This is a genomic window from Streptomyces sp. NPDC004647 (genome assembly GCF_040609575.1).
Taxonomy (GTDB): Bacteria; Actinomycetota; Actinomycetes; order Streptomycetales; family Streptomycetaceae; genus Streptomyces.
Genome location: NZ_JBEXKU010000025.1, coordinates 49,612 through 62,390, shown reverse-complemented (window position 1 = coordinate 62,390; position 12,779 = coordinate 49,612). Strand labels below are relative to the sequence as shown.

8 protein-coding genes and 1 pseudogene are annotated in these 12,779 nt (G+C 73.9%); 1 reads left to right on the top strand and 8 read right to left on the bottom strand.

The genetic code is table 11. From position 1 onward, the window contains the following. The 3 genes and pseudogenes from ABZW18_RS13920 to ABZW18_RS13910 form a co-directional block, all read right to left on the bottom strand. Positions 1-1,568: pseudogene (locus ABZW18_RS13920) on the bottom strand (hypothetical protein); the annotation flags it as partial. 36 nt (positions 1,569-1,604) lie between these two features. Further along, positions 1,605-5,801, bottom strand: coding sequence for a type VII secretion protein EccCa (gene eccCa, locus ABZW18_RS13915; RefSeq protein ID WP_356186618.1), 4,197 nt, complete (start codon positions 5,799-5,801; stop codon positions 1,605-1,607). Between the two features lie 67 nt (positions 5,802-5,868). Further along, positions 5,869-6,321, bottom strand: coding sequence for a hypothetical protein (locus ABZW18_RS13910; RefSeq protein ID WP_356186615.1), 453 nt, complete (start codon positions 6,319-6,321; stop codon positions 5,869-5,871). 190 nt (positions 6,322-6,511) lie between these two features. On the opposite strand from ABZW18_RS13910, the gene ABZW18_RS13905 reads away from it, so the two are divergent. Then, positions 6,512-7,123, top strand: coding sequence for a hypothetical protein (locus ABZW18_RS13905; RefSeq protein ID WP_356186613.1), 612 nt, complete (start codon positions 6,512-6,514; stop codon positions 7,121-7,123). A gap of 22 nt (positions 7,124-7,145) precedes the next feature. On the opposite strand, the gene ABZW18_RS13900 is transcribed toward ABZW18_RS13905, so the two are convergent. From ABZW18_RS13900 to ABZW18_RS13880, 5 genes are all read right to left on the bottom strand, one after another. Beyond that, positions 7,146-7,469 (bottom strand): hypothetical protein, encoded by a 324-nt coding sequence (locus tag ABZW18_RS13900; protein WP_356186610.1) that lies wholly within the window; start codon positions 7,467-7,469, stop codon positions 7,146-7,148. Positions 7,470-7,554: 85 nt separating this feature from the next. Then, positions 7,555-10,341, bottom strand: a complete 2,787-nt coding sequence (locus tag ABZW18_RS13895) for a right-handed parallel beta-helix repeat-containing protein (protein ID WP_356186608.1) — start codon at positions 10,339-10,341, stop codon at positions 7,555-7,557. A 43-nt stretch (positions 10,342-10,384) separates the two neighbouring features. After that, positions 10,385-11,731: an EsaB/YukD family protein gene (locus tag ABZW18_RS13890; RefSeq protein WP_356186606.1), complete on the bottom strand. Its 1,347-nt coding sequence runs from the start codon at positions 11,729-11,731 to the stop codon at positions 10,385-10,387. 71 nt (positions 11,732-11,802) lie between these two features. Continuing rightward, on the bottom strand, positions 11,803-12,117 hold the full coding sequence (locus ABZW18_RS13885) for a WXG100 family type VII secretion target (protein WP_356186604.1): 315 nt from the start codon (positions 12,115-12,117) through the stop codon (positions 11,803-11,805). Positions 12,118-12,166: 49 nt separating this feature from the next. Beyond that, positions 12,167-12,532 (bottom strand): WXG100 family type VII secretion target, encoded by a 366-nt coding sequence (locus ABZW18_RS13880; protein WP_356186601.1) that lies wholly within the window; start codon positions 12,530-12,532, stop codon positions 12,167-12,169. Between the last annotated feature and the right edge of the window lie 247 nt (positions 12,533-12,779).

Genomic DNA, 12,779 nt, shown 5'->3' with positions numbered 1-12,779 from the left:
CCGGAAGAACCCTTGGCGGGCTGCGGTTCGGGGGTGCCGTGCGGATTCGCCTGCGAACCACCCAACCGCTGACCGGGATTCGCGAACGGATCCGACGTCGTCGGGGAGTTGGACTTCGGGCTGCCGCCGGTCTCACCGGGCGGGCGGTTGGTGACCGTCGCGGGATAGTCATACCCCCGGCCGCCCGGGGACGTGTTCGCCGGCCCGGAATCGCCGGAAGAACCCTTGGCGGGCTGCGGTTCGGGGGTGCCGTGCGGATTCGCCTGCGAACCACCCAACCGCTGACCGGGATTCGCGAACGGATCCGACCCGACCGGGTGGCCCGGACGGGACTCCGGGCTCGCCGGGGACCCGCCGGGACGCTGCGGGGTGCCCGCGCCCGGCTCGGGGGTGCGGGGGGCGGAGCCGCCGGTTCCGCCGGCGCCGGGGCGCTGGCTGACCGGCGGGTTGGGTGCGGGCGTGCCCGTCTCCGGGCGGCCGGCCCCGGGGCCGGTGCCCGGCTTGGCGGGCGGCGTGGATGCGGCCGGGGCCGGCGTCTTGGCAGGGGCGGGTGCCGGGGTGCCCGGCGGGGGTGTGCCGGCGGCGGGGCCCTCGCTCCTCGCGCCGGGGTTGGGCACACCGACTTCACCGGTGCGGCCCGCGCCGGGTCCGCTGCTGGTGGGGTGCGACTCGTTGGCGGACGCGCTGCCGCCCTTGGGGGCGGCGAGCGGGCCGGGGACGGGAGCGCCGTCCCCCTTGCCCAGGGCGCCGGGGTTGGGGGCCGCGTGGTCGCCGCCGGGCAGCCGCGGCGGCGTCGTGACGGAACTGCCGCCGCCGCTCGTCGCGGGGCTGCCGCCGGGCCCGGGGGTCGGCTTTCCGGGCGGAGTGGGCGTCGGGACGCCGGTCTTGGGGCTGGAGGTGGGGCTGGCCGGGCGCGGAGTGTAGTGGTAGCCGGCATGGCCGCCGAGGACGCCGCCCAGGAGCCCGCCCAGGCCCATGCTCCAGGCTGCGGCGCCCCAGTTGACCTCGTAGTCGGTGCCCGCGATGGCGGAGCCGGCCGCGCCGACGGCGACGTCGATGCCGAGGCTCAGCGCGGCGCCGGACACGGCGCCGCCGACGGCGCCGACGGCCGCGGTGCCCACGGTGCCGAGGCGGGCGGCCATCTGGGAGAGCACCGGGATCAGCCGGCTCAGCAGCGAGCCGATCGTCGACAACAGGTTGCCGAGCAGCGGCCCGAGGGCCAGGAAGGCCATCCCGACGATGGCACCGAGGACGGTCGCCCACATGGAGGCGTTGACCTTCTTCGCGTACTCGTCGGCGGCCTTCTTCAGCTCCTCCGCGTAGCGGTGGAGGGTCTGGCCGACCGTCCAGGCGGTCTCGGCGGCGTCGTCGATGGTCTTGCCGAGCGCCTCGTCCCACGCCCGGTGCGCCTCGTCGCCGGCGGTGCCGGTCATGCCGAGGCCGCTCAGGTGCCCGTTGACGGCGACCCGGCGCTCGTGGATCTCGTCGCCGAGCTGGATCCAGGCGTTGCCCAGCTCGATGATGGCGTCGAGGTTGATGCTGCCGAGTACGGAATCCGCGTCTGCCATGGTGTCGGCCGCCCTCCCTGGGCGCGGTGCTGCTGTCTAGGCTTCGGTGTTGGCGGTCTGGGCCGGTACGGGACCGGAAGGGGTCCCCGGCCCGCTGTCGTCCCGGGCCTGGCCGTGGCCGGCGCCGGCGCCGGGAGCGGCGGAGTCGCCGGAGGTGCCCGGCGGCACGTCCCGTTCGTCCAGTGCGATCTGCACGAGCGTCGGTTCGGCGCTGCGCCGCACCAGCAGACCCCGGCCGGGCTGTCGGCGGCGGGCTCGCTGGTCCCCGATGAGGGCGCCTTCGCGGTGGTCGCCGGAGAGCAGCAGGCCGTCGCTGCCGATCTCCTTGAGCTTGCTGAGCAGCGGGTCCGACATCAGGGCTCGGCTGGCGCCGCCGACGCGGCGGGCCAGCACGAGGTGGAAGCCCAGTTCGTCGGCCTGCGGGATGAACTCGGCCAGGGCGGCGAGCGGGCCGCGGCCCATGCTGCCGGAGGCGAGGTCGTAGTCGTCGGCCACGACGTAGAGTTCCGGGCCCTGCCACCAGCCGCGCTCGGCGAGCTGGGCGGTGGTGAGATCGGCCGGGGGGATGCGCGAGCGCAGCGTCTCGGCGAGGGCCTGCGCCTGTCCGGCCACCAGGTCGGCGTTGCCGCCCCGGGCTCCGAGGTACTCCTCGGGCACCACGTCCAGCAGGCTGTGCCGGTAGTCGACGACCATGAACCGCACCTCGCGCGCGGAGTGCCGGGCGGCCAGGCCGCGCATCCAGCTGCGCAGGAAGGCGGTCTTGCCGGAGCCTGAGTCGCCGAAGACGGTGAAGTGCGGGGCGCCGGACGTCAGGTCGAGGCCGACGGTACGCAGGTCGGACTCGCGCAGCCCGATGGGGACCTCGCGCTCGCCGATGCCGGGTCCGTGGCCCTCCCAGCGCTCGGCGGGGGACGGCTCGGCGGCGGTCGCCAGTTCACGGACGGTTATCCGCTCCGGCAGCACGCGCAGCGCCGGGGCCGCCGCCTTCCGCCAGCTCTCGGTGATCCGGCGTACCAGCGCCTGCTCGGCGTCGGCGAGCCCGTCCAAGTCGTCCGCCCCGTCGAGCCGGGGCAGCGCGATGTGGTGAGTGAGCCCTGGTGAGGCCAGTCCGCGCCCGGGGATGCTCTGCCCCAGTCCGCGGGCGGCGGGGCGGTTGATCTCGGACTCGGACGGGTCGTTGAGGCGCAGTTCGAGGCGGCCGGGGATGTTGTCGCGCAGGTTGACGCGGATCTCCGCCCAGCGGTTGGCGGTCAACCACAGGTGAACGCCCACGCCGAGGCCGCGGGTGGCGATCTCGGTGAGGGTCTCCACGGCGGTCTCGTGTGCGGTGTGCAGGGCCGCCCAGTTGTCGACGGCGAGCACGATGTCCGCGGCGCGCACGCCCTCGGGCAGCTCGCCCCGGGCGCGGCGGGCGCGCAGTTCGGCGGCGGACTGGATGCGCAGGTCGCGGAACATCTGCTCACGCGCGGTGACCAGGCGGCTGACCTCGGTCAGTACCCGGCCCACCCGTTCCTCGTCGCGGCGCCCGGCGACACCGGCCACGTGGGGTGCGTCGGCCAACCCGTGCAGCGAGCCACCGCCCATGTCGACGGCGTAGAACTGCAGCTCGTCGGGGGTGTGGGTGAGCATGGCGCTCAGCATCGCGGTGCGCAGGAAGGTGGACTTGCCGCTCTGCGGCGCCCCGACCAGGGCCAGGTGCCCCTGCCGTCCGGCCAGGTCCAGCACCAAGGGGCGCTGTTCCTGTCGGGCGGGTACGTCGAGGACGCCGACGGGGAACTTCAGCTCGCCCGCGAAGGGCCACTGGGCGCAGCGCAGGCCGAGGTCGGCGTCTGCCTCGGCCTCGCCGAGCAGCGGGTCGAGGGGGAAGTGCGGCGGCAGCGGCGGCAGCCACACCTGGTGTCCCGGGGTGTCCTTGTTCAGCAGGCGCTCGACGGCGATCTGGAGTTCGGTGGCGCCCGCGTCCGGGTCCCACTCCCAGCCGGCCGGCTCGCTCTCCTCGGGGGCGAGCGGGGCGAGGTCGCCGTGCACGGCATAGGGCACCGGTTCGACGGCGGAGCCCGCCCCCTCGGGGTCGTGCTCGCGGTAGGGCGCGGAGACGTGGGCGACGCGGAAGCGCTCATAGACGGACTCGTCCACCTTGAGGTAGGCGGACCCGGGGATGGCGGGCAGCGTGTAGGCGTCGGAGGTGCCGATGACGGCGCGCGACTCGGCGGCGCTGAAGGTGCGCAGGCAGATCCGGTAGGACAGGTGCGACTCCAGGCCGCGCAGCCGGCCCTCCTCCAGCCGCTGGGTGGCCAGCAGCAGGTGCATGCCCAGGGAGCGGCCGACGCGGCCGATCTGCACGAACAGGTCGATGAAGTCGGGCCGCTGGGAGAGGAGTTCGCCGAACTCGTCCACGACGACCAGCAGGTAGGGCAGCGGCTCCAGCGGTTTGCCGTGCACATCGGTGCCGCCGGCGGCCTGGCGGAGCTGGTACTCGCGCACCGAGTCGACGTTGCCGGCCTCGCGCAGCATCCGCTGGCGGCGCTGCTGTTCGCCCTGAAGAGCCTGCCTCATCCGGTCGACCAGCGCGAGGTCGTCCGCGAGGTTGGTGATCAGGCCGGAGACGTGCGGCAGTTCGGTGGCGCCCGCGAAGGTGGCGCCGCCCTTGAAGTCGACCAGGACGAAGGCCAGATGCTCGGGTGCGTGCACCATGGCCATGCCGGTGACCAGGGTGCGCAGCAGTTCGCTCTTGCCGGATCCGGTGGCGCCGACGACCAGGCCGTGCGGGCCGATGCCGCCCTGTGCCGACTCCTTGAGGTCCAAGGAGAGCGGTTCGCCGGTGCCGGTCACCCCGATCGGGACGCTGAGCAGGTCCTTCTTATCCGGGGCGCGCCGGGAGGTGGCCGGGTCGAAGGCCGCGATGTCGGGGAAGCCGAGCATGCCGGAGAGGGAGACGTGCTCGGAGAGCACCTGGTCGCGCTCCCCGGACAGCCGCAGCGGGGCCAGAGCGCGGGCGGTGGCCTCCCGGACGGCGGGCACCGTCTCGTCGGCCACGGCCTTCTCGACCGGCGCGTGCAGCTCGGGCGTACGGCCCTCCAGGACGAGGCCGCCGCGCGCGTCGGTGCGGGCGCGTACGTCCACCCGGCCCGGTTCGGAGCCCTCCTCCTCCACCAGGCACACCACGTGCAGTCCCAGGTCGGGCCCGGCCTCGGTGAGCAGGTCGGACAGCAGCGCCGAACGGGCCCAGGGCGCCTGGGGGTCGTAGGCATCGAGGAAGACGACCAGGTGGCGGCGGGGGCTGGTGTCGCGCTGAGTGACGATGCGGCTGTTGCGCTCGGCACGCGCGGCGACGGCCTGGTCCAGCGTGCTCTCCAGGTGGTCCTGGAGCCCGGCCAGGTCGTCGGCCAGCAGCGGGACGACCTCCTGCTCGCGCTGCTGCGCCTCCTGGTCCGGCTGCTGGGCGTGCGGCAGCCATTTCGCCCAGTCCCAGGCGGAGTCGCCGCCGGTGACGACGGCGACGCGCACGTCGTCGGGGGCGTGCAGCACCGACAGCTGGAGCAGCAACGACTGGGCCAGCTCGCGGGTGCGCGGGCGCGGGCCCAACAGGCTGACGACCCCGGCGCCGCGCAGGTCCAGCCAGGCGGCCTGGCCCTCGACGGTGCCGTGGGTGCGGACGAGTTCGGCCGCGGCGTGCTGGGAGCGGGTGTCCACCTCGACGGTGGGGTCGTTCTGGTCCGGCATGTGCAACCCGTGCGCGGGCGGCACCGCGCCGGTGCCCAGGCGCAGGCGCAGGAAGTCCGCATCGCCGGGCCGCCGTTCCCACACCCGGCGGCGGCGGGTGACGATGGCCCACAGCCGGTCGGGGTGCGGGTGGCGCCAGGCGTCCGTCGCGCGCTGGGCGGCGCCGTTGCGCAGCGCCTGCTTGCGGACGCCCGCCAGGTACTCCAAGTAGCGCTCGCGCTGCCGGTACTGGTTGCGCCGTCGGCTGCCGCTCAACTGCATGCGCACGCCGATGGTGATGCCGACCGACACCACGACGAAGGCGATGCCGAGCAGGATCATCCACGCCTTGCCGTAGGCGACCATGTAGGCGGCCATGCTGACGCTGGACAGCAGCGGCAGCAGGAGCATCAACCAGCCCGCCGCTCCTTGCTGCTGCGGCCGTTGGGGCGGGGTGGCCAGCGTCGTCCTGCCCTCCGGCATCGGCGGAGGCGTCATGCGGACGGGGCGGTGGAAGGGTATGCGACTCACGGGGGCTGCCTACTGACGGGGCTGAGGGGCCCGGCGGGCGGAGGGGAGGCGGGCGGCGGGGCGGCGGTCAGCCGAAGGTCATGGTGACCGCCGTCTTGTTGGTGTCGGTAACTTCCTCGGGCGGGGTGTCCTTGGGCGGATCGCTCTCGCCGCCGCCGGAGGTCAGGGCGTTGCGGAAGTCCGTGAACAGCTTGGCGACGCCGTCCTCGGCCTTGCTGAAGTTGCCGGAGGCCATGCCGACGCCGTCGGCGAGCGTGGGCAGGACGCCCTTGCTCGGGTCCTCCTTGGTGCCGAACAGCTCGGTGATCACCCGCAGCCACTCCTGGGCCACCTCGTCGGCGTCCGAGGCGGCCTTGCCCTGCCAGACGATCCGGAGCCCGCTGAGCGTGGTGTTGATGTTGCCGAGGCTCTCGGAGACGTCCAGTGCGAGGTCGGTCAGCTGGGTGGCGGTGGTCTTCATGCCGCTCGGGGAGACGTCGATGACGGAGACGTCGTAGTCGGCTTGGCCGCTGTCAGCCATGACTCACCTTTCTCGGAAGTCCCGCGAGGGCGCGGGGTGCTGTCGCGAACGGCGGGGTCTCGCGGTCGCGCTGACAATTCCTCAGATAAGTGGTAAACCTGGCGGAGGTTCCGTGGGGCAGCCGCCCCGTACACCGCGCCGCCCGGCCGACGGACCGCGAGGCCGGTGCGAGAATGCCGAGGGAGACACCGTGACCGACCCGATCACGTCGACGCACGACACGACTCCGCTGCCCCCCGCAGAGGGGGGCGAGGGCGAGCCGGGACCGGACCACGGCAAGGACCTCAGCAGTCTGGTGCCGACCGACCAGGTCGCCTGGGGCGAGCCGCCCTCCTTCAACGACGACCCGAAGGACATCCCGTCCGACGGCGGCGGCGCCGGGGACCAGGGCGCCACGGACCCGTCCGGGGACCTGAAGATCGACCTGAGCGCCCTGCGCACCACGGAGAAGTCGATCCTCACCGAGACCCGCGCCGCGGTGGCCAAGTACGAGGAGGTGCGCTCCAAGGTCATGGCGACCAAGGACAGCGTCTTCGGCCAGGGCACGAAGGAGGAGGGCAAGTACGTCTGGAACCCGGCCTCGCAGGGCGCCTCCTGGCAGGAGGGCGAGGACAACCCGTTCGCCGAGGCCGGCGCGCAGTTCGCCGCGGAGATGAACCCGGCGCAGGAGCGGGCGCTGCTCCAGGTGGGCTCGGCGCTGGAGAAGCTGGGCGAGTACATCGCGCTGATCAACCACTCCGGGCAGGTCTACGCGCACACCGACCGGGAGTCCCGCTTCCCGGGCCCGCCCGCCGCGAGCTGAACCGGCCGCCGCGGACCTCGCCTCAGGCATTCTGCTGCCCGTCGCTGATGTTGCCGAGGTTGGCGGTCTCCGCGTTGTGGTAGTTCCAGTAGCTGGTGGTCATCCGGGAGATGATGTCCTCCAGCAGGTTCTCCAGGTCGTGCTGCGCCGTGTGGAACCAGGTCTTGATCTCGTCGAAGGTGCTGTAGGACGGGCTGGCCCAGTGGGTGCCGACCTCGTTCATCTTGGAGTCGATCGAGGCCATGGTCGCGGTGATGGACGCGGCCTCGCGTTTGACCGCGCCGATCGCGTGGTTCAGTGCCGCGAGGTCGGCGAGCCACTGCTCCAGAGTCGGTTGTTCCGCCATCTGCGGGACACCTGCCTTTCACCAGGTCCGAAGTCCAATCCCGCCGCGCGGTCGGCACGGTCGTCCCGTTCCGCGCCGCCGGCGGTCACAGCGCCTCCCCCGGCGGGAGGTCCGCGGGCAGCAGCGTGGTGAGCAGGTCCGGGTCCGCCGCGGCCAGGTCGGCGGTGCTCAGGCCCAGCTCGGCCACCCGCTGGGCGTGCCGTTCGGTCATCAGCTGGAAGACCTGCCGGGCGCTGCGCCCGTTGCCGAACCGCTCGCCGCGCGTCAGGGTCTCGAAGTAGCCGTGCAGCGCCTCGGTGGTCTCGGGCGCGACGGTGTACTCGTGGCTGTCGGCCTGGTGCCGCACGATGCGCACCAGTTCCCCGGAGGAGTAGTCCTCGAAGTGGAGGGTGCGGGTGAAGCGGGAGGCCAGGCCCGCGTTGGACTCCAGCAGCCGGTTCATCTCACCCGGGTAGCCCGCCACGATGACGACCACTTCGTCACGGTGGTCCTCCATCAGCTTCACCAGCGTCGAGACGGCCTCCGCGCCGAAATCCGTCAGGTGTCCCTGCGGCACCAGCGAGTACGCCTCGTCGATGAAGAGCACCCCGCCCAGTGCCCGCCGGAAGACGGCGGTGGTCCTGGGCGCGGTGTGTCCGACGTACTCGCCGACCAGGTCGCCCCGGTCCGCCTCCACCAGGTGGCCGCGGCTGAGCAGTCCGAGGGCGGCCAGGAAGCCGCCGTAGAGCCGGGCGACCGTGGTCTTGCCGGTGCCGGGGTTGCCGGCGAAGACCAGGTGGCGGCTGAGCGGCGGCGGTGAGAGCCCTGCGTCCCGCCGGACCTTGACCATCTGCATCAGCTTCGTGAGGGTGACCACGTCGCCTTTGACACCGTCGAGACCGACGAGCCGGTCCAACTCGGCGTGCAGGTCGCCGAGTTTGTCCGCGGCCTGCTCGGTGTCGCCGGACGCGTCCTGGTCGCGCGCACCGCCGCCGTCCGCTCCGGCCGGACCCGCGGCGTGCGCGACAGCGGGCACGGCGGTGCGACCCTCCCCCGACCCCGCGGGCGCCAGCGTGGGCAGTAGCGGCTCGGACACGCCCTCCACCCGGCAGTCCTCGGCTGTCACCTCCGACTCCTCGTCCCGCACCAGGTCCTGTTCGGTCCCGTCCACGGTGCAGTGGCGCAGCAGGACGCGGGAGCGGGCTCCCGCGTAGACGGCGGGGAAGCGGCTCCCGGTGAAGCGGCAGTCCTCGTAGCGGCCTTCGCCGCCCTCCTCGACGAACAGCCCGTTCTTGGCGGCCGATGCGACCGTCGTGCCGCGTATCCGGGGCCGGGCTCCGGCACGGACGACGATGCCGCTGCCGGCCGGTTCGCGGACCGCGCCGCCGTCCACCACCGCCGTGCTGCCCTCCTCCAGCAGGAGACCGGCGGTGCCGCTGCCGGTGACCGTCACGTTCTCCAGCTGGGCTCCGGTGTCCCGGCCGATCCGCACCCCGGTCTCCGCGGTGCCGGTGATCTCGCAGTCGGCCAGCAGCGGACGGTGCGAGGTGCGCAGCCGCACCCCTTCCCGGGTGCCGCTGATCCGGCAGCCGCGCACCGCGGCGTCGCCGCCCTCCACGCACACCCCGGCCAGCTCGGCGCCGGTCACCTCGCAGTCGTCCGCGAGCAGTTCGGCCCGCTCGGTCACCCGCATCCCGTACTCGGGGCTGTCGGCGACGGTGCAGCCGCGCACCCGGGCGCGGGCTCCGCCGCCCAGGTGCAGGGCGGTGTAGGCGGTGTCGCGCACGGTGCAGCCGGCCAGCGACACGTCGGCCTCGCCGACCGCGTACAGCCCGTTGGCGGCGGTGCGGGCGAAGGTGGAGTCGTACGCGGCGACCGTGCCCGAGCCGCTGACCACGAGCGCGGTGTCCTCGCAGTCGACCGCCCGCACCGCCGTCAGCTCCGCGGCGGCCTCGGCGGTGACCAGCACCGCGGCGCCGGAGGTGTGGTGCACGTGGCACGTGTCCAGCAGGACGGCGCTGCCGCCGTCCGCCAGCACTCCGGCCCCGGCGGTGCGGAAGATCTCGCAACCGCGCAGCCGCACGCCCTGGGTGGCGCGGGTGGCGCGGGGCTCGGTCCCCGGGGGAAGGGCCGAGCCCCCGTTCCTGGGATGCGGGTCGCTCTCCCGCAGCGGGCCGCCGTCCGGGCCGGCGCGGCGGCCCGCCGTGCCGCGCAGCCAGACGCCCTGCCCGCCCGTCTCGTGCAGCCGGCACTCGCGCAGCGCGGCGCCCGCGTATCCCTCCGCGAAGAGGGCGGCGGCGCCGCTGCCGCGTATCTCGCAGCGGGTCAGGGTCGCGTGGGCGCCGGCGGTCAGGACAACGCCGCGCCCGGTCACTCCGTCCAGCAGCGCGTCGGTCAGCTCGGCCCGCGCCTCGTCTCCGGCCACCAGGCCGTCCCCGGCGCAGCCACCGACGGTCAGGCCCTCCAGCGTCGTGCGGCTGGTGCCCGTGAGCCACAGGGCCGCACCCTCGGCCTGCCGTACGGAGCAGCCGGTCAGCAGCGGTGCCGCCGCTCCGGCGACCTCGACGCGGCCGCCGGTGATCTCGCAGTCCCGCAGCACCGGTTCGCCGCCGCGCAGCAGCACGGCCGCCTCGCGTGGCGCGGTGGCGGACAGGACGAAACCGCGCAGTTCGGCGCGGCCGGCGTGCACGGTCACGGCCGGGCCCCGCGCGGCGACCAGCCGCACCTCGCCCTTGGCGACCAGGCTGACGTCCTTGTCGAGCACGACGCTCTCGGTGTAGGTGCCGGCCTGGACGGTGATCAGGGCGCCCGGCCGGGCTCCCCGCACCGCCGCTCCGATGGTGCGGTGCGCGCCCCAACTGCCGGGCGCCACTCGCTGCGCGGCCGCCTTCACCGTGAGCCCCCCGCCGTGGCCCGGGCCCGCACGCGGCGGCCGGTCACAGACTGCTCCCCAGGTCGGCCAGCCAGCCGAAGAGGCCGAAGACGCCGACGGCCAGCGGCAGACCGGCCACCGCGAGGAAGGTGGCCACCGCCGACGGCCACGTGGGGCGCTCCTGCTCGACGGGGCGCAGCGCGGCACCGAAGGCGAGGAACAGACCGCAGCCGACCAGCACCAGCCCGGCGGCGAAGGCGGCGAGCGGCCCGGCGGCGCGGGAGTCGAAGAGGTACTCGGGCAGCCGGATCGCCAGCGCCAGCAACCCGATTACTCCGGCGGCCAGTTGCGGCAGTACGGCGGCCAGCACCCGCACCGAGCCTGCCTGGAGCAGCAACCCGACGCTGACCACGGCGACCAGGGCGAGCGCGCAAGTACCTCGGGAGGCGCTCAGGACCAGCAGCGCGGCGGTGAGCACCGTCGCGGTCAGCACGCTGAACAGGGTGAGCAGCGCCTTGCCGCGGCGCACCACGGTGGCCACGTCCGCACTGTCCAGGGCCGGCGCCCCGGTGTCCGGTCCGGTGGGGACGAGTACCGCGATCTGGCTGGTCACCCGGGGCAGCAGGCCGGCCACCAGGTACAGCGCCAGGGCCAGCAGGGCGGCCGAGCCGGTGAGGCCCGCGTGCAGCGCGGTCAGCGGCACCACGCACAACGCGGCCACGGCGGTGACCAGTTGGAGGACGACGGTGGACGGCGCCGGCAGCGCCACCAGCCCGGCGAGCGCGCCGAGCGCGGCGGTGACCGCGACCAGCACCGGGGTGGCCACCGGCCCGTGCAGCGGTGCGGCCAGTCCGGCGCAGGCCAGCAGTGGGCAGGCCGTCAGCGCCAGGAGCTGGCGGACACCGCCCGGCAGCGGCCAGTTCTTGCGGGTCGCGTACCAGGCGAGCAGCGCCGAGGCCAGCGCGGCGAGCGCGAAGAGCAGCACGGCCGGACCGGCCGGCCGGTGCGCCCCGAGCCATCCCGCGGCGACGACGGTCACCAGCAGACCTGCCCCCAGCACCGCCTGCGCGCGGCGGCGGGCGCTCCACAGACCGCTGTCCTCACGCGCCGCGGTGACCTGTTCGTCCAGGTCGGTGACGGTCAGCTCGCCCCACTCGCCGTCCCGGTGGTCGCGCAGGTAGAGCGTGGCCCCGTCCATGATGCCCGCGCCGGCCAGCGAGTCGCCGGGGGCCATGGGGGAGCCCCCGGACTCGACCAGCGACCAGACGGGAGGCATCGCCTCGGACTCGGGCTGGCCGCACAGGGCGGCGAGCCGAGGAGCGTACTCGGCGATCGGGGCCTGCGCCGGGAGCGCGAGGTCGACGCGCCTGCGTTCACCGACCACGGTGACCCGGCAGCGTTCATCGGGCACGGACGATTCCTTCGGTGGTGTCGAGCTTCGGGGCCGCGGGGCCGTGGCGGGGCCCGCGCGCCGCAGGGGAGTCAGTGCCGCCAGGTGGATATGTTCGACCACTCGGCGTCGCTGTAGTTGTTCCAGTTCACGTGCATGGCGTGGGCGATGCGGCCGAGCACCCCGTCGGGTCCGAACAGGCCGTTGGCCGCCAGGTCCCACTCGTTCTGCATGTCCTGGTAGTAAGTGGCGGCCTGGCTCTCCCGCCAGGCGTCCGCCAGCGGGGCCAGCTGGGCCTTGAGGCCCTGGAGTTCGCCGGAGATCTCGCCGGCCCTGGTGTTCAGCCAGCCGCCGGCCGCGGCGAGCCCTTCGCCCACGTAGATCGGGGTGCTGTCGACATCGGCCATGAATCGCTCCTAGTGAGTGCGCCGGGATCGGCGGAGGAACACGTGGCTGTCAGGAGAAGTTGGTGCCTGCCGGTGGCTTGGGCACGTCCCCGCCGAGCGCGGCCAGGTTGTTCAGGTTCTGCTGCTCGGAGTCCTTGTAGTTGACGTAGTTGCCCTGCAGCCCCTTGGAGATCCCCTCCAGGGCGTCGTGCAGCATCCGCGCGTAGATGTCGTACTCGGCCATCAGCGTCTGGAACTGGTTGTGGGCGATGCCCTGCCAGCTCGCCTCCAGGCTGGTCACGTACGTCTTCAGCTCGCTCAACTGCCCGGAGATCTCGGCCGCCATGGACGAGGTGCTGCTGGAGGCGTTGGCCAGGTACTCCGGTGTCACCCGGTAGGTCACACCGCCGACGCTCACGGAAGGCTGGTCAGCCATGGTGGGGTCCGCCCCTCTCGCTCGACACCCGTGCAGTGAAACATCGCCGCGGCCCCGGCCGGGCTGTCGCGGACCCAAGTGAGCAGCGACTGAGCAGGTTCTGAGCTGCGGACGCCCGGCGCCGCGCGGTGGCTGCCCCGGTCAGCTCACCGCTGACGACTCGCGCTCACTCTGGCGCGGAGCCCGGCTTGTCGATCCCCAGCCGTCTGGTGCGGTGCCGCACGCGTGAACCTGTCGGTCTACGAGT